This is a genomic window from Nocardia sp. NPDC006630, assembly GCF_040611495.1.
Lineage (GTDB): Bacteria > Actinomycetota > Actinomycetes > Mycobacteriales > Mycobacteriaceae > Nocardia.
Genome location: NZ_JBEXOK010000003.1, coordinates 172,941 through 189,038, shown reverse-complemented (window position 1 = coordinate 189,038; position 16,098 = coordinate 172,941). Strand labels below are relative to the sequence as shown.

At 67.2% G+C, this 16,098-nt stretch carries 18 protein-coding genes; 13 read left to right on the top strand and 5 right to left on the bottom strand.

From position 1 onward, the window contains the following. The first annotated feature begins 13 nt into the window (after positions 1-13). The 8 genes from ABZX86_RS09040 (at position 14) to ABZX86_RS09005 (ending at position 7,545) form a co-directional block, all read left to right on the top strand. A complete protein-coding gene (locus ABZX86_RS09040; RefSeq protein ID WP_355121620.1) occupies positions 14-532 on the top strand; it encodes a DUF4442 domain-containing protein in 519 nt (172 codons plus the stop codon). 200 nt (positions 533-732) lie between these two features. Continuing rightward, positions 733-978: a CsbD family protein gene (locus ABZX86_RS09035; RefSeq protein ID WP_355121618.1), complete on the top strand. Its 246-nt coding sequence runs from the start codon at positions 733-735 to the stop codon at positions 976-978. 447 nt (positions 979-1,425) lie between these two features. Further along, positions 1,426-2,457: a LacI family DNA-binding transcriptional regulator gene (locus ABZX86_RS09030; protein ID WP_355121616.1), complete on the top strand. Its 1,032-nt coding sequence runs from the start codon at positions 1,426-1,428 to the stop codon at positions 2,455-2,457. Positions 2,458-2,490: 33 nt separating this feature from the next. Then, the gene (locus tag ABZX86_RS09025) at positions 2,491-3,501 is read left to right on the top strand and encodes a ribokinase (protein WP_355121614.1); all 1,011 of its coding nucleotides are present in this window, start codon (positions 2,491-2,493) and stop codon (positions 3,499-3,501) included. Continuing rightward, positions 3,491-3,880, top strand: coding sequence for a D-ribose pyranase (gene rbsD, locus ABZX86_RS09020; protein ID WP_355121612.1), 390 nt, complete (start codon positions 3,491-3,493; stop codon positions 3,878-3,880). Before ABZX86_RS09025 ends, rbsD begins: the two co-directional genes overlap by 11 nt. Positions 3,881-3,981: 101 nt before the next feature. Next, on the top strand, positions 3,982-4,938 hold the full coding sequence (locus ABZX86_RS09015; RefSeq protein ID WP_355121610.1) for a sugar ABC transporter substrate-binding protein: 957 nt from the start codon (positions 3,982-3,984) through the stop codon (positions 4,936-4,938). Positions 4,939-5,020: 82 nt separating this feature from the next. Further along, entirely contained in the window at positions 5,021-6,547 is a 1,527-nt protein-coding gene (locus ABZX86_RS09010) for a sugar ABC transporter ATP-binding protein (protein WP_355121608.1), read from the top strand. Beyond that, complete coding sequence (locus ABZX86_RS09005; RefSeq protein WP_355121606.1) at positions 6,544-7,545, top strand: ABC transporter permease; 1,002 nt, start codon at positions 6,544-6,546, stop codon at positions 7,543-7,545. The genes ABZX86_RS09010 and ABZX86_RS09005 overlap by 4 nt, the downstream gene beginning before the upstream one ends. A 74-nt stretch (positions 7,546-7,619) precedes the next feature. On the opposite strand, the gene map is transcribed toward ABZX86_RS09005, so the two are convergent. Next, positions 7,620-8,387, bottom strand: coding sequence for a type I methionyl aminopeptidase (gene map, locus ABZX86_RS09000; RefSeq protein WP_355121604.1), 768 nt, complete (start codon positions 8,385-8,387; stop codon positions 7,620-7,622). A gap of 77 nt (positions 8,388-8,464) precedes the next feature. Here map and ABZX86_RS08995 point away from each other — a divergent pair, with 77 nt between their 5' ends. After that, a complete protein-coding gene (locus tag ABZX86_RS08995) occupies positions 8,465-8,740 on the top strand; it encodes a helix-turn-helix transcriptional regulator (protein ID WP_355121602.1) in 276 nt (91 codons plus the stop codon). 12 nt (positions 8,741-8,752) lie between these two features. Here the strand turns inward: ABZX86_RS08995 and ABZX86_RS08990 are convergent, their stop codons facing one another. The 3 genes from ABZX86_RS08990 to ABZX86_RS08980 all read right to left on the bottom strand — a co-directional run bounded on the left by ABZX86_RS08990 (position 8,753) and on the right by ABZX86_RS08980 (position 12,423). Continuing rightward, on the bottom strand, positions 8,753-9,691 hold the full coding sequence (locus ABZX86_RS08990; protein WP_355122589.1) for a trypsin-like peptidase domain-containing protein: 939 nt from the start codon (positions 9,689-9,691) through the stop codon (positions 8,753-8,755). Between the two features lie 279 nt (positions 9,692-9,970). Next, positions 9,971-11,545: an AMP-binding protein gene (locus ABZX86_RS08985; RefSeq protein ID WP_355121600.1), complete on the bottom strand. Its 1,575-nt coding sequence runs from the start codon at positions 11,543-11,545 to the stop codon at positions 9,971-9,973. A gap of 14 nt (positions 11,546-11,559) precedes the next feature. Then, positions 11,560-12,423: a nitronate monooxygenase gene (locus tag ABZX86_RS08980; RefSeq protein WP_355122587.1), complete on the bottom strand. Its 864-nt coding sequence runs from the start codon at positions 12,421-12,423 to the stop codon at positions 11,560-11,562. Between the two features lie 207 nt (positions 12,424-12,630). On the opposite strand from ABZX86_RS08980, the gene ABZX86_RS08975 reads away from it, so the two are divergent. From ABZX86_RS08975 to ABZX86_RS08960, 4 genes are all read left to right on the top strand, one after another. Next, the gene (locus ABZX86_RS08975) at positions 12,631-13,242 is read left to right on the top strand and encodes a TetR family transcriptional regulator (RefSeq protein WP_355121598.1); all 612 of its coding nucleotides are present in this window, start codon (positions 12,631-12,633) and stop codon (positions 13,240-13,242) included. 13 nt (positions 13,243-13,255) lie between these two features. Beyond that, positions 13,256-14,086, top strand: coding sequence for an alpha/beta hydrolase (locus ABZX86_RS08970; RefSeq protein WP_355121596.1), 831 nt, complete (start codon positions 13,256-13,258; stop codon positions 14,084-14,086). Between the two features lie 122 nt (positions 14,087-14,208). Further along, on the top strand, positions 14,209-14,862 hold the full coding sequence (locus ABZX86_RS08965; RefSeq protein ID WP_355121594.1) for a hypothetical protein: 654 nt from the start codon (positions 14,209-14,211) through the stop codon (positions 14,860-14,862). A gap of 3 nt (positions 14,863-14,865) precedes the next feature. Beyond that, on the top strand, positions 14,866-15,255 hold the full coding sequence (locus ABZX86_RS08960) for a hypothetical protein (protein ID WP_355121592.1): 390 nt from the start codon (positions 14,866-14,868) through the stop codon (positions 15,253-15,255). 9 nt (positions 15,256-15,264) lie between these two features. Here the strand turns inward: ABZX86_RS08960 and ABZX86_RS08955 are convergent, their stop codons facing one another. Next, positions 15,265-16,068: an alpha/beta hydrolase gene (locus tag ABZX86_RS08955; protein ID WP_355121590.1), complete on the bottom strand. Its 804-nt coding sequence runs from the start codon at positions 16,066-16,068 to the stop codon at positions 15,265-15,267. Positions 16,069-16,098: the final 30 nt, after the last annotated feature.

The window sequence follows — 16,098 nt, the reverse complement described above, 5'->3', positions numbered from 1 at the left end:
AGGCATCGCCGAATTGTCGACTCCGCCCGACTTCACCTCGGCCACCGGCCGCTCCACGCCGCCGCGCTCGGCGCGCGCCATGGTCGTCGGCCCGCGCCTGTTCCCGGCATTGATGAACTGCTACCCGCCCTTCCTCTGCGCCGGAGTACGGGTCCGCCGGGTCGCACCCGATTGGACCGCCATCCGCGTCACCCACCGAGTCCGCCCGTGGAACTGGAATGTGAATCGTTCCGCCTTCGGCGGCACCCTCTTCGCCATGACCGACCCGTTCTACGCGGTCATGGCTGCCCGCCAACTGGGCCCCGGCTACCGCATCTGGAACACCACGGGCAGCATCGACTTCCTCGCCCCCGGCCGCGACACGGTCACCGCCACCATGGAACTCGACCCGGCACAGATCGAGTCCATCCGGTCCGCGACCGCCCGCGGCGAGAAGTCGATCACCACCCACACGACCGAAATCCTCTCCGCCGACGGCACACTCGTAGCCCGAGCCTCGCAATCCCTCTACGTCCGGCGCGCGCATCCGTAAGTCCTGCAATCGCCGAATAGGTCACCAAAGCCTTGTGGATCGAGAGCCTCGGCGCGTCCGGGCTGCTCTCGATCGGCAAACCACGGCGGCAGAGCGGCGATCCCGGTGGGGGTGAATTGGTTTGTCCCAGACCTGTTTTGGATGTGAACTCGCGGGTAGGACCGGGATGTCCCTGCAATTCGACTGTGAAGGAACATCCCATGTCCGAGCATGACAAGAGTGGTTCGCGAGAAGGTATCGAAGGCGTCGCGGAGGACGTCAAGGGCCGGATCAAGGAAGCCGCCGGCGCTGTTCTCGGTGACGACGACCTGCGTCAGGAAGGCCGGAGCCAGCAGGACAAAGCGGAATCTCAGCGCGAGGCGGCGAAGCATGAGGCGCTCGCGGAAAAGGATCGCGCACAGGCCGATCTGGAGGAAGCGCGTCAGCGCGCACATCAGGATCGCTGAGCCGAACATGGTGGCTCAGAACCAACATTGACGTAGTCGATCGCCCGGCCTCCCGGCAGCATTCAGTCAGTGAGGAGACAGCTGGCAGTCGCTCACCAACGGGAGGCCGGGCACGCGCTCGTTCAGAGGGTTCGCCGCCTGGTCTGGCCGACCAGATCCATGCCTGGGCAATGTGGTCACTCGGGGCGAGTGTGCCCGGAATGCATGAGTTCCCGGCCGGATCGGTGAGGGTGTCGAGCAGCTTGTCGTGGCGGTAGTGCGAGATAGCCGGCGAATTGCAGGCAAGCGCCCGTCGAGACGAGCCGGCTTCGCGGGAATGCGTTTGGCGCCCTGACGATTTCGGCGCGTTCGCCGGGTGTGTGATCGAACCGTTATCGAAGTACTGCTTGTCAGTCGGGTGTGATCCACTGCATACTCCTCAATCAACACGAGTTGATTGAGGTCGATATGGTGACGCGGCGCGATGTTGCGCGGCTGGCGGGAACGTCGGACGCCATGGTCAGTTATGTACTCAATGGCGGGCCGCGGCGGGTGGCGCCCGCTACCCGGGACCGGATTGTGGCGGCTGTCAACGAGCTGGGGTATCGGCCCAATGCGGTGGCCCGCTCCCTGAAGATGTCCCGGACCATGACGCTCGGGCTGGTGGTGCCCGACAACTCCAACCCGTTCTTCGCCGAACTCGCCAGGGCCATCGAGGATGTCGCGTTCGAAGCCGGGTACACATTGCTGCTGGGCAATGCCATGGACAACGACGAGCGTGAGGCCACCTATATCCGGATCTTGATCGACCGGCAGGTGGACGGGCTGATCGTGGCGCCCGCGCACGGCGCGAGCAGTTGGATCGCGGAGCTGTCCGGAACCGCGGTTCCGCGCCTGGTGCTCGATCGCGAGCTGGATCTGCCCGGTGCGACGCACGTCCTGGTGAACAACGAGGGCGGGGCGTATGCGGCGACGAAACATCTACTGGGCCACGGATTATCGCGGATCGGCTGCATCGCGGGCCTGGAGGGCATTCATCCGACGGTGGATCGCGTCGCGGGGTGGCGCCGGGCGCTCATCGACTCGGGGCGGCCGCCGGCGGACGGGATGCTGGTGCATGCGCCGTTCGGGCGGGCCTACGGATATCGCGCGGGCCGCGAACTGCTGGCCCGGCCGGATCGGCCGGAAGCGCTGTTCGTGGCGAGCGATGAGCAGGCGCTCGGGGTGCTGCGTGCTGCGGCCGAGCTCGGTGTACGAGTACCGCAGGATCTCGCGATCTGCGCATTCGACGGTATCGAGGGCAGCGCCTATACGGTGCCCGCGCTGACCACGATGAGGCAGCCGTTCGAGAGCCTGGGCCGCTCGGCGGTCGAGTGGCTCCTGGCCAAGATCGCCGATCCACCGTTGGCGCCGGGCCGGATCACCCATGAAACGACGCTCGTGGCGCGCGGATCGTGCGGTTGCCCGGATCCGCTCGGCGGCGATTCGGCGATCGAATAGCACTGCCAGGCAAACGAGTTCAGGAATCCAATGATGTGTGAACCAGTCGTGGTCGTGGTCGGCAGTGTGAACATGGATCTCTCGGTCCGGGTGCACAGCCTGCCCTACGCCGGCGAAACGGTCTCCGGCGGCGCTCTCCAGCGGGGTGCCGGCGGAAAGGGCGCCAATCAGGCGGTCGCAGCTCGAAGACTCGGTGCGCGAACGGCATTGATCGGACGAGTCGGTGCCGATGAGTTCGGCTCCGAGTTGCGTGGTGTGCTCCGGCGGGCCGAAGTCGACGATTCGGCGCTGACAACCACCGACGCGGCCACCGGCTCCGCGCTGGTCGTCATCGACTCGGCGGGCGAGAACATGATCACGATCTCTCCGGGGGCGAACGGCACGCTCGGGCCCGGCGAGATTACCAGGCACGCCGCGCGAATCGCGGCGGCCGATGCCTTGCTGCTGCAGCTCGAAGTGCCGATCGCAGCCTGTCTCGCGGCGGTCCGGACCGCTCGCGCCGCCGGTGTGCTCGTCGTGCTCAACGCGGCCCCCCTGCCTCCGGATGTCAGTCCGGAACTGCTCGAATTGATCAGCGGCACAGACATTCTGATCGTCAACGAGGGCGAGGCGGCGGGTTTGCTCGATGCCGCGGAATCCGCCGGATACCGAGACGGTATGAGGGCCGGTGCCGACACCCGGCGGTCCGAGCTCGCCGCGCTGCCACTCCCGGCGGCGCTACGTGCCCTGGGTCCACGCGAAGTCGTCGTCACCCTCGGCTCGCGTGGTGCGGTGTACGCCGACGCGGACGGTGATCTCGACAGCTGCGCCGGATTCATCGTCGAGGCCATTGACGCCGTCGGCGCGGGCGATGCCTTCTGTGCGGCCCTCACCGTGCATCAGGTGTCGAACCGTACCGATTTGGGGTCGGCAGTCCGGTATGCCTGCGCCGCAGGAGCTTTGGCCACCACTCGCCGCGGCGCGCAGTCCGCGGCACCCACCGGCGCCCAGATCGACGCGTTACTGCGCACCGCGACCTCGCGCAGGAGTGACTATGCGTCCTGACGGCCTCTGGCATCCGCGCCTCATGCAGATTCTGACCGGTCTCGGCCATACCGACGTGATCGTCGTCGCCGACGCGGGCTTGCCCATCCCGCCCGGTGTGGAGCAGATCGATCTTCTCTGGCGACGCGGCGAGCCGGGATTCCTTCCCGTGCTGCGCATGATCCTCGCCGAGGCGGTCTTCGAAAGTGCCGTCCGGGCAAGCGAACTCACGGACACGGTGACACTCGACGGCATGGCTACCGCGCTCGCTGAGATTCCGGTCTCGACGGTGCCGCACGCGGAACTCAAACAGTGCACCGTGCGGGCGCGGGTGATCGTCCGCACCGGCGAGGCGACCCCGTATGCGAACGCTGTACTGCACGCCGGAGTCGCTTTCTAACCGCTGCGGCGGCAGTGACCAGGCCGACGCTGAGGCACGCCGCCTGTCAACTCGTGTCAACGAACCATCGATCCCAGGAAAACAAGAGAGGTCTACCCGAAATGCGAAGAAACACAAGGACGGTACTCGCTGTCATAGCCGCGGCGACCACGCTGACGCTCAGTGCCTGTGGCACCGAGCAGACGGCATCGAGCCCGGCCACGAATGCCAATGGCAAGCCCACGGTGTGCCTGATCATGAAGTCGCTCGCCAACGAGTACTTCCAGCAGATGCAGAAGGGCGCCAAGGAGCACGTCGACCAACTCGGCACGCTCGACCTGCAGATCGCGGGCATCCAGAACGAGACCGATGTCGACGGGCAGATCGCCCTGGTCGACAAGTGCATCACCCAGCAGGTGCAGGCCATCGTCATCGCCCCGGCCGATTCGAAGGCGCTGGTGCAATCGGTGGTCAAGGCGAGCAAAGCCGGCATCAAGGTGGTCAATATCGACGTCGCACTCGATCCCGATGCGCTGAAGTCCGCCGGTGTCGAGGTCCCGCTCGTCGGCCCGGACAACCGGGCCGGAGCGAAACAGGTCGGTGACGTGCTGGCTAAATCAGTCGGGGCAGGCGGCAAAGTCGCGATCCTGGAAGGCAATCCGGGCGCCGACAACGCATTGCAACGCAAGAACGGCTTCAACGACACCATTGCGGAATCGAAGCTGACGCTGCTGGATTCCAAGACCGCGCACTGGGAAACCGATGAGGCCTACACGGTTTTCGGCAATATCCTCACCGCGCACCCGGATCTGCAGGGTGTGCTGGCGTCCAACGATTCGATGGCGCTGGGCGTCATCAAGGTGATCCAGGAACGCCACGCCAATGTCAAAGTCGTTTCTATCGACAATATTCCGGCCGTGAAGCCGTTCCTGCAGAACGGCCCGATGCTGGCGACCCTCGACCAGTACGGCTCCGAGCAGGCCGGTGACGGCATCGACGTCGCCATGAAGCTGATCGCCGGCCAGTCCGTCACCGGTTGGCAGAAGACCCGGATGAACGTCGTGACCGCCGGGGCTTGAGGGGCCCGACGTGCACGAGGGCCGGGGTGGAATCGGTCCAAGCGATTCCACCCCGGCACATCCTGAGAGTAGTGGGAGCAGTATGAAGCCCGAATCCGAGTCCGGTGTCCTCTTGAATGTCACCGGCCTGACCAAGCGCTACCCGGGCGTCACCGCCCTGGATGGCGTGGATCTGAGCGTCGCCGCCGGTGAGATCCACGTGCTGATCGGCGAGAACGGCGCGGGCAAGTCGACGCTGGTCAAATGCCTGGCAGGCGTCGAACAACCTGATGCGGGACAGATGACCCTCGGCGGCGCCGAACATCGTCCCGCCGGTGCGGCCGACGCCCTGCGGGCCGGAATCCAAGTGGTCCACCAGGAATTGGCGCTCCTGCCGGCACTGACCGTCGCCGAAAACCTCTTTCTGCAGCGCTTGCCGCGCCGGTTCGGCGTCGTCGACCGCCGTGCCATGCGAGTGCGTGCCACGGCTCTGCTCGAGCAGGTGGGCCTGGATGTGTCCCCGCAGACCGTGGTCGGCCGCCTCGGCATCGCGCAGATGCAGTTGGTCGAGATCGCCAAGGCGCTGTCGACCGAATGCCGGCTGCTGATCATGGATGAGCCGACCGCCACGCTGACCCCGCGCGAGACGGCGAACCTGTTCAAGGTGATGCGCCGGCTCAAAGACGAGGGTGTCGCGATCATCTTCATCTCCCATCACCTCGACGAGATCTTCGACATCGGGGACCGGGTTACGGTGCTGCGCAACGGAACCAGCGTCGCGGCCCGTGCGATCGCCGATCTGGACATCCCGGGTCTGGTCCGGATGATGGTCGGGCGTGATCTGGCCGCAGAGTATCCGCCGGTCATCGCGCGACCCCGGGGTGAGGAGCTGCTGCGGGTCAGCGAGTTGGTGGTCACCCCGCGCACACCGGCGATCTCGCTGACGGTGCACGCCGGTGAGGTCGTCGGCGTGGCCGGGCTCGTCGGTTCCGGGCGGACCGAGGCGATGCGTGCGATCTTCGGTGCGGACCGGTCCGCCGGTGGCACCGTCGCGGTGCACGGCCGGGCCGCGCGGATCAAGAGCCCGCGCGATGCGGTCCGCAGCGGTCTCAGCTTCCTCACCGAGGACCGCAAGGCCCAAGGTCTGGTACTGGACCTGTCGATCGCCGCGAATGTAAGCCTGGCCAGCCTGGACAAGGTCAGTCGTGCCGGGCTGCTGCGGCGGCGGGCCGAAACCGCCTCAGCCCTGGAGCTTTCCGGGAAATTGCGGATCAAGGCGTCCGGTCCCGAGCAGGCGGTGCGAGCGCTGTCGGGCGGCAATCAGCAGAAGGTCGTCCTGGGTCGCTGGCTGGCCGCCGACGCCGATGTGCTGATCGTCGACGAGCCCACCCGCGGCATCGATGTCGGCGCCCGCTACGAGATTCATCAACTCATGCTCGATCTGGCCGGTGCGGGCAAGGGCGTCGTGGTGGTCTCCTCCGATCTGCCCGAACTCATCGGCATCTGCGATCGCATTGTCGTGTTCTCGGCCGGCCGGATCACCGGCGAAGTCGCTCGCACGGATTTCGATCCCGAACACATCCTCAACCTCGCCTACTCCGGCTATCTGAAGAACGGCAGTGCAGCATGACATCCCTCACCACGGCGCGAGCCGATTCGCGCGCGAGTCAGGTGGCGAGCCAGGTACTCGGAGAGGCCGGCATCGGCGTGGCATTGGTGGCGCTGGCGGGGTTCTTCCTCGCTGCCGCACCACATTTCGCGACCTCGGGCAACCTGCGCGACATCATGACCCAGATCACCCTGAACACCATTCTCGCGGTCGGGATGACGTTCGTGATTCTGGTGGGCGGCATCGATCTGTCGGTCGGTTCCGTCATCGCACTGTGTGCCGTGGTGGCCGGCAAGGCTATGGAAAGCAGTGGCTCGTCGGCGATTCCGCTCGCCCTCGGACTCAGTCTTCTCATCGGCGCGCTGTGTGGACTGATCAGCGGCTTCGTCACCGAGCGCTGGAAGGTGCCCTCGTTCATCGTCACCCTCGGAATGCTCTACGCCGCACGGGGTGCGGCCGAGCAATACACGAACGCCCGCACCATCTACGACCTGCCCAAGGCGCTGACCAACTTCGGCACCCGGACCGTCGCGGGCATCCCCGCGGTCTTCGCGGTGGCGCTGCTCATCGTCGCGATCGCATGGTTTGTGCTGTCCCGCACCGTCTTCGGGCGCCTGGTCTACGCGACCGGCAACAATGAGGAAGCGGTGCGACTGTCGGGGCACCGGACCAATTTGATCAAGATCATCTGCTTTGTCATCGGCGGGTTGTGCGTCGGGATCGCCGCCGTCATCTACATGGCTCGACTCGGCGTCGCCAGTCCGATCCTCGGCCAGGGTTACGAACTCAACGCCATTGCCGCCGTGGTGATCGGCGGGGCGAGCCTGTCGGGCGGCCGCGGATCGGTGATCGGCACATTGCTCGGGGCCTGCCTGCTCGGGGTCCTCACCAACGGCCTGCTGCTGATGGGCGTCTCGGACTTCCAGCGGACAATGGTGACCGGCACGGTGATCATCATCGCCGTCATTCTCGACGCCTACCGCAAACGGTTGATGACGCGATTGTCCGGCACGTCCTGACGTGTGAGACGGCAATGCCGCCGTGTGCCGAACACGGCGGCATTTTTGCGGGCGCTCGGGGGCGCTGCAGGGAGTCAGGCGGTGCGGGTGAGGATCTCCGGACCGTCGGCGGTAATGGCGATGGTGTGCTCGGAGTGTGCGGTGCGGGAGCCGTCGGCGGAGCGAATGGTCCAGCCGTCCGGATCGGTGATCACCCGATCGGTGGTGCGGGCGAACCAGGGTTCGATGGCAATGGTCAGGCCGGGGCGCAGTGGGTAGCCGCGGCCCGGGCGGCCGGAATTGGAGACGTGCGGGTCCTCGTGCATGGTGCGGCCCAGGCCGTGGCCGCCGAATTCGGTGTTCACGCGGTAGCCGTGATCGTGTGCCACTCCGGCGATGGCCGCGGAGATATCGCCGATGCGATTACCGGGCTGTGCCGCGGAAATGGCGGCGTCGAGGGCGATTTCGGTGGCGCGCACCAGTCGTGCGTCCGCCGGATCGGCGGTGCCGACAATGACGGTGGTGGCCGAGTCGGCGACCCAGCCGTCGATATCGACGGCCAGGTCCATGGTGAGCACATCACCGTCGCGCAGGTCGTAGTCGAACGGGAGGCCGTGCAGGACGGCGTCGTTCACCGACAGGCAGACGGTATTGCGGAACGGGCCGCGGCCGAAGGACGGCGCATAGTCCCAGTAGCAGGAGGTGGCGCCGCGCTCGCGAATGCGTTCGCGCACATGGGCTTCCAGCTCCAGCAGGTTCACCCCGATCGCGGCCTTCGCGCGCAGCTCGGCGAGTACCGTGGCGACGAATTCGCCGGTCACCCGCATGCGGGCGATCTCCGCCGCGGTCTTGAGTTCCACCATGACAACCTCCGTATCGGTATTTTAATACCGACCATAGCGGGTTGCGGTATTTTTATACCAACCGTAGGGTGGCGGGCATGGTTCGACTTCCCCTGACTCCGGCCCAGGTCCAGGCGGGTTCCCGGCTAGGCGCCGCATTGCGTACCGCCCGGGCCGAGCGTGAACTCGCCGAGGTGGCCCTGGCGGCGGGCATCTCGCCGGAGACGCTGCGCAAAATCGAATCCGGGCGGATGCCGACCCCGGCCTTCGGCACGGTGGTCGCGCTCAGTCGCGCCCTCGGTATCTCGCTGGAGGAGCTGGCCGAGAACTGGCAGCCCGCACTGCCCGAGACCGCCCGGCGCACCGCGTCCTGACCCGCGATGCGGTCAGTCGGCCGTGAGTTCCCTCGGTACGGCGATCACATCGACCATGGCGCCATTGCGCAGCACCGTAACCGGCATGGCGCGGCCGATGGCATCGCCGAAGAGCTGGCGCTGAATGCCCTGTGCGTCACGCACTTCCCGGCGGGCGACGCTCAGCACGAGATCGCCGCGACGTAGTCCGGCCTGGTCGGCGGGGCCGCCGCGCACCACCTCCACAATGCGCAGACCGGCGCTCTGCCCGGTGCGTTCGGCAACCCCCGCGGGCAGGGGAGCGGGCACCCCGACGATGCCGAGGTAGGCCCGCCGCACCCGGCCCTCGTGCAGCAGGGTGGTGATGATCCGGCGCGTGGTGACATTGATCGGGATCGCCAGTCCCAGGCCGATTCCCGCGACGGCGGTATTGACGCCGACCACCCGGCCCGCCGAATCCGCCAGCGCCCCACCGGAATTGCCCGGATTCAAGGCGGCATCGGTCTGGATCACATCCTCGATCACCCGCGCCGCCCGGCCGTTGCCCACCGGCACCGAGCGTCCGAGTGCACTCACCACACCCGCCGTCACCGATCCGGCCAGGCCCAGCGGACTGCCCACAGCCACGACCAGCTGCCCGACCACGAGGGTGTCGGCATCACCCATCGACACCGCCGCCGGCGCGCCGCCGCGCGCCCGCAGCACCGCCAGATCCGAGAGCGGATCCACGCCCACCACATCGAATCTCGACTCCACGCCGTCCGCGAAGACGACCACCCCGTTCTTGGCCGACCCCACCACATGCGCATTGGTCAGCAGCGAGCCGTCATCGGTGAACACCACCGCGGAGCCGCCACCGCGCCGGGTCTGCACGCTTGCCACGTGGGGTGTCACCGATGCGGCGACTGCGATGACGGTCCGCGAGTACGCATCGAGTGCAGCGGCTTCGGCTGCCGCCCCGCTGACCGGCACGCCGTTCTCGGCGGCAGCGCCCGCGGGACCGCTGTGCGCATCGGCGTTCGTCGCGATGGCGTGTTCGGCGGGAAATTGCCCGTTGCCCGTGGGCACGCCACCGGTATCGGGCTCGCGCCCGGCGTCATCGGGTCTCGCCGCGGGCGAGAGGGCTGGTTCATCACTCACGTCGACCACCCGCTTACATGATTACGGTGCTTTATCCCAGGATGCCCGCGCGTGGGCGGTACGGCATCCTGTTCGCTGGTGGCGCAATATCGTTGTGACGCAGGCGGGGTCTCAGTTGATCTGCCGGACCTGTCCGGCCCAGTACGGTGCGCGCAGGGCCTTCTTGTCGACTTTGCCCGAGGGGTTCAGGGGGAGGGCGTCCGCGAAGTCGAGGGTTTTGGGCGCCCAGACGCTGCCCTTGTGCTGCTTGACCAGTGCGATGAGTTCCTCGGCTGCGACGGTGTGCCCGGGCTTGGGGACGACGATCGCGTGTACCGCCTCGCCCCATTTCGGGTGCGGGATACCGATGACCGCGCACTGGGCGACCGCCGCATGCTGGGTGAGCACATCTTCGACCTGACGCGGGAAGACATTGAAACCGCCGGTGACCACAAGATCCTTCTTGCGGTCCACCAGGAACAGGTAGCCGTCGGCGTCGAGGTAGCCGATATCGCCGGAGTGCACCCAGTCCTCGCGCAGGGCCTCGGTGTCCCTGGTCCCGTCCAGGTAGCCGGACATGCGGCCGAGTTGGCGTGCGCAGATTTCCCCGGTCTCGCCGACGGGCAGGTGCCGATCCTGCTCGTCCTGAATGGAGATGTCGACGTGGAACAGGGGACGGCCCGCCGAGCCGAGTCGGGCGAGGGCGGCGGGATCATCGAGCACGTGGTCCTGTTTGCGCAGGCAGCTCAGGAAGCCCGGTTCGGTGCCCGCGTAGGTCTGGATGAAGACCGGGCCGAGCGCCTCGATGGCGGCGCGCAGCTTCTCCGGCGCCATGGGCGAACCGGCGTAGATCACCGTGCTCAGCGAAGACAGTTCTGCCGCAGCGAGTTTCGGATGGGTGAGCATCAGGTAGATGACCGTGGGCACGACCGCGGTGGCGGTCACCCGGTGGCGGACGATGGTATCGAGCAGCGTGTCCACGTCCAGGCCCGGCATGATCACATTGGTGCCGCCGCGCAGGAAGGTCGGCAGCAGGAAGATCTGGGTGAAGTGGGTCAGCGGGGCGCCGTGCGCGAAGATCTCGCCGGGGCGGGTGTCACCGATTTCCAGGCCCGCGGTGAGCAGATAGTGGCTCAGCCGATCGTGGGTGAACAGCACGCCCTTGGGGGTTCCGGTGGATCCGGAGGTGAACATGATGTGTGCGGGATCGCCGGGGCTGATCCGCACCGGTGGGGTGCAATCGTCTCGGGCGCCGAAGGTTTCGCCGTAGTCGGCCGCCAGGTCGCCGGGTCGCTCGCCCAGGCGGATCAGCCGTCGCAGGGTGGGCACCTGATCCGCGATCGCCGCGACGGTGGCGTCGAAGGACTCGTGATAGATCAGGGTGGTGGCGCCGGATTCGGTCAGAGAGTAGCGGTGGTCGTCGGCGGACGCCTTCGCCGCCATCTGCACCGGCACCGCGCCCGACTTCCAGATGCCGTACTGGGTGGGAACGAACTCCAGGGTGTTCGGCATGAGCAGGCCCACGCGCTCACCCGGGGTAATGCCCAGGGCGAGTAGACCATTGGCGATGCGATTGGTCGCCGACCGCAGCTCGGTGAAGGTCAGCGACCGGTCGCCGGCGATCAGGGCGGTGCGGTCGGAGTGGTAGGTGCAGGCCCGATCGAGCAGGCGGGTGACCGGGCCCCACAGTGAGTTCTGATCCGTCATGGCAGTTGTTCCGTTCACTTGCGGGCGGTTTCGAGAAGTGCGGCGCGAGCCTGGTGGTACTCGCGGCGCACGCGGTCGATGACCTCGGCGGCCGGGATCACACCGTGCACACCGGAGACCGAATGCCCGGCGCTCCACACGGTCTGCCCGCCGAGCAATCTCTCGGTCTGGAAGTCGCCCGCCGAAACCTGCTGGGCGGCATGGGCGTCCAGCCATTCGGTGAGGAGGTTGGCGGGCAGTCCGCCGATGTGCGCGGTCTCGCGCACATCATCGAGGGTGGCGGCGACGACCGCGGCCTGATAGTCCTCGCGCGCCAGGCTTTCCGGGGTGGCGATGAATCCGGTGCCCATATAGGCCAGGTCCGCGCCCAGCGCCTGGGCGGCCAGCAGGGCGTGGCCGTCGCCGATGCCGCCGGCCAGCACGAGGGGGCCGCTGAATCTTTCGCGCACCGCGCGCACGAAGGCGAAGGGATTGGCCGATCCGGTCTGGCCGCCCGCGCCCGCGGTGAGCAGGATCAGGCCGTCCACGCCCGCGGCCAGCGCGCGTTCGGCATGGCGCAGGGTCGCGACATCGGCGAAGACCCGGCAGCCCGCCCGGTGCAGCGGTTCGATGACGGGTGCGGGGGAGCCGACGCTGGTGATGACCAGTTCGATGCGGTGCGCGATGAGCAGATCCAGGTCGGCGGTCAGGCGCGCGTTGGTGCGGTGCACCACCAGATTGGGTGCGATCGGCGCGGCCTCGGGTGTCAGATCGGCGGCGATCCGGGTCAGCCATTCGTCGAGCAGCTCGGGAGTCGCCGCATTGTGTGTCGGGAAGGAGCCGATCACGCCACCTCGGCAGGCCGTGGCCACCAGTTCCGGGCCGGATACGCCGGTCATCGGGGCGGCGATCAGCGGGAGCGTCAGCCGGTCGGCCCAGTCTGCGGGTAGCGCCACGAATCCTCCGAAATGTGCATCCTGTTGACATGAAAGTGCGTCAAGTGCACTCTGAACCAAGTAGAGTGCAACTATCCAGGTTGCGGTGGTCCGGTGTCAACCGCGAGGCGAAGGGATGGGCGATCGTGCCGACAGGGAAGGATGTGGATCGTGAGAAGCAGCGAGACGCCCTCCCTGCGCGCGGCCGCCCGCACCCTGGCCCGTCAGCGCATTGTCGACGCCGCCATCGAATTGGCGGGCAGTGCCGGCTGGAATGCGGTCCGAATGGTCGATATCGCCACCCGGGCGGGGGTGAGCAGGCGCACGGTGTTCAACGAGTTCGGCTCCAAAGCCGCTGTGCTGGAGGCGATGTCATGGCAGAACACCTCGCGCTACCTCGCCGGTTCGGCGGCGGTGTTCGAGGAGAATATCGACGATCCGGTCGCGGCGGTGACGGCGATCGCCGAATTCGTGCTGCGCACGATTGCCGAGGATCCGCTGGCGGCGGTGGTGCTGCACGCCGCCCCGGAGGCGCCGGACGAGATGCTGTCCATGATCACCACAGGATCGGGCCCGTTCGTGGCCGCCGCGGCCCAGCTCGCACTGCAACGCATGGAGGAGCACTGGGGCGACAGGTTCCGCCCCGGCATCGATCTGGAATTCTTCGCCGACAGCCTGGTCCGCCTGCTCTTCAGCCATCTGGTCCAGTCCACCGGCACCCCCGAGCGCACCGCGCGCTCGCTCGGGCAGCTCATGCGCCTGGCGCTGCTCGATCCGCCCTAGAAAGGAATCGTCAATGATGACGAACCTCGACGATCGCCTCCCGCCCAGCTCGGCCACCTCGCTGCGGGCCGGAAACGGCGAACCACTCCTGCTGCTGCACGGCGGCACCAGCTCCTGGCACTGCTGGGAGTCGGTCGCGCCGTTGCTCTTCGACGATCACGATGTCTTCGCCCCGACCATGGCCGGGCACGCGGGTATGCCGGATCTGCCGCGGCCGTACACCATCGCCAAGGCCGTCGACTGGCTCGAAAAGACCATGGACGAGGCCGGATTCGAGACCGCGCACATTGCCGGGAACTCGCTCGGCGGCTGGCTGGGCATGGAACTCGCACGGCGCGGCCGGGCGCGCAGCGTGATCGCGCTCTCGCCCGCCGGGGCCTGGTCCACCACCGAGACGCGGGTGCCGAGGATCTTCCGCATCATGCACGCCCAGCAGCGACTGGGTGCACCCGTGCTACCTCTGGTCATGCGGCCGCCCGCGCTGCGTCGCGCCCTGCTGCGCACCGTCTGCGAGCACGGCGACCGCCTCACCGCCGACCAGGCCGTCCTCGCCGCCCGAAACGCACTGCGCTGCACCGCTCTCGACGACTTCCCGTCGGTGATCGCCACCGAGTACGAGCCCTACGGAATGCTCGACATCCCGATCCTCATCGCCTGGAGCGAGAAGGACCGCATCCTCCCCGCCGACCACTACGCCGCAAACTGGCGCCGCTACGCCCCGTCCGCGACATGGCGCACCCTGCCCGATGTCGGCCACGTGCCGATGTACGACAACCCGGAACTGGTGGCCCGGACCATCCTCGAATGGACCGCGCACGCAACCGCGATCCGCACGGCGAGCTGACCTACGGTCGTGTGATTGCGCCCGGATTGCTGGATGCGGTTCGGTTGCCGATCATGAAGGGATCATGCGGCCGACTTCTGGTAGTCGGCCGGGTGTGGCTGTGAGGCTTTAGCATTCGGGGTATGCGCGCGGTTGGATGGTTTCGAGTCGCACTGTGTGTGGCCGTGCTCGGGACGAGTGGGTGTATCGGGGCGGTGGATCGTGCCGATTTCGAGCAGCAGATTCGTACGCGTGGGGGTGGGTTGGTGAGTGCGCTGCCGCAGGGGGCGGTGGACGCGCTGACGCGGCGGTGGGGGGCTGCCGAGGTGCGGGCCGATGTGATGGTGCTGACCGCGCCGAGTTCGACGCAGTTCCGGCTCGTGCTGAATGATCAACCGGCGCAGGTGAGCAGGTTTTTGGGCGACCATGATGATATGACCGCCAGTGCGCCCACCGTCCGTGTGCGGGTTCGTCATCCGGAGGGGTCGCGGCAGCTCGACGATTATTCGTACATGCTCGGTGCGCTCAGCTCGCCGCAGCCGGTCCGGGTTTCGGCGTACGACGACCTGGATGGAGAGTGCTTCACCCTCAGCGAGGTGACGGGATTGGCGCGGCTCGAGGAGGTCGTCGATACGGCGCTGGCGCGCAGCGCACTGGCCGATGGGCAGGTGACGGTGATCGTGGTGAGCCGGTTCGGCGGTGAGATCCGGATGGTGGCCAATGTGGTGTCGCCACGGTCGGAGGTGGTCGCGGAGTTCGACCGTACGGGCGCGTTTGTTCGAATGCAGCAGGTGTGAGTCATGAGCCGACTGTTGGTGACCGTGCTCTCGACCGCTGTCGGGGCCGGTGTGTTCAGCTGCGTGGTGCCGGTGGCGATCTGGCCCGGGGAGGCGAAACTCACTGCGCCGCTGTTTTGTTCGGCGCCCTTCACCGAGCCGATGGTGGTGTCCGACACCACGCACGACTCGGAGGGGACTTCGACCAATTACACGCTGTACTGCGTCGGTGAGCGCGGTGCGCTCACCGACGAGGGCTTCGCACTGCCCATGCTGGTACTGCTCGCGGCGCACATTCTGATCGCGTCCGCGGTGGTGCTGACGGCGGGTCTGTGGGCCCGCCGCCATCCCGTCAAGGTCGAGGACGCACCCGTTGCCAGCACCAATGGGCCCGTCGACGCCGTCGAATACTGATCCGGGACGCTACGCCTCGAGGAACTTCTTCAGGGTGGGCGTGAAGAACTTCGGCTTCACCTGATGGCTCTGACCGGGCAGCTCGACGTAGACCGCGCCCGGAATGGCCTGGGCGAGAGCGGCATTGCTGTGCCGCATCCACTTCGGGCTCTTGGAACCGGCGAAAACCGTTGTGGGGGCACTGACGTAGTCGTACCGGCCGTCCGGAACGGGCCGGCCGTCGAGCGCGTCTTCCATGAAGTGGCGGTCATAGGTGAGGGTGAAGGCCGTCGTCTTCATCTTGGACCAGCCGGGCAGCAGCGGGAATACGGTGGCCAGCGGGCGCGATAGGCCCATCCCCGCGTGCAGGAAGTACTTGATCGCCGCACCCGGCTTGTCCGCGGCGATGAGTTCGGCGATACGGTCGTGATACTCCGCCGGTGCGGGTTTGCGGGAATCGTCTGTGATGAGCGGGTATTCGTACAGCGCGAGTTTGTCGACGGCGAGGCCGTGCTCGACCGCGGCCAGCACCAGGCCGACGCCGGAGGAAAAGGTGCACAGACTGACCGGCTCGCCCGCCTCGGCGGCCACGGCGGCCAGATCCTCGATCTCGTGCTCCCGATCGTAGGGCAGCGTGTCACCGCTCTGGCCGCGCCCGCGCCGATCGTAGGTGTAGACGGTGAAGCGATCCGAGAGTTCCTGTGCGACAGCGGCACACGGGCCCATATCGCGGTAGCAGAACGCACCGTCGACGAGGACGACGGCGGGGCCGCTGCCGATTTTCTCGTAGGCGATGACGGTGCCGTCCTTGGAGATCACGGTCGAGGTGCTCATGGCGGGAATCCTTCGTGTGCGAACACTGAA